Raw genomic sequence first — 783 nt, 5'->3', positions numbered from 1 at the left:
TCCGCCCTGGGTAAGTCGGGACCTAAGGCGAGGCCGACAGGCGTAGTCGATGGACAACGGGTTGATATTCCCGTACCGGCGAACAACCGCCCAAGCTAATCCAGTGGTGCTAAGAGTCCTAACCCGGGCTTCCGGATCCCTTCGGGGTGATGGTGTCCGGTCTAACGCTCGACCCCATGCTGGTGCGGCTAGCGTATGAACAGGTGTGACGCAGGAAGGTAGCTGAGCCAGGCGATGGTATCCGTAAGGTGAACCTGGTGTAAGGATGTAGGGCTGACGATAGGCAAATCCGTCGTCTGTGTGCCTGAGATCCGACGCGTACCCGTGAGGGGAAATCAGTGATCCTATGCTGCCGAGAAAAGCATCGACGCGAGGTTGCAGCCGCCCGTACCCGAAACCGACTCAGGTGGTCAGGTAGAGAATACCAAGGAGATCGAGAGAATCGTGGTTAAGGAACTCGGCAAAATGCCCCCGTAACTTCGGGAGAAGGGGGGCCGGACACGTGATACGACTTCTCGTCGTTGAGCGTTGAAGGCCGCAGAGACCAGTGGGAAGCGACTGTTTACTAAAAACACAGGTCCGTGCGAAGTCGCAAGACGATGTATACGGACTGACGCCTGCCCGGTGCTGGAAGGTTAAGAGGAAGGGTTAGCCTTAGGGCGAAGCTCTGAATTTAAGCCCCAGTAAACGGCGGTGGTAACTATAACCATCCTAAGGTAGCGAAATTCCTTGTCGGGTAAGTTCCGACCTGCACGAATGGCGTAACGACTTCCCAGCTGTCTC

Annotated in this window: 1 rRNA gene; it reads left to right on the top strand. The window is 56.3% G+C overall.

What is annotated here, in order from left to right:
- Positions 1–783, top strand: a 23S ribosomal RNA gene (locus tag M3677_RS16765); the annotation flags it as partial.

Origin of the sequence: Curtobacterium sp. P97, assembly GCF_023712445.1 — a bacterium.
Classification (GTDB): domain Bacteria; phylum Actinomycetota; class Actinomycetes; order Actinomycetales; family Microbacteriaceae; genus Curtobacterium.
The sequence above is the reverse complement of the archived record's forward strand: the minus strand, read 5'-3'. Positions and strand labels throughout refer to the sequence as shown.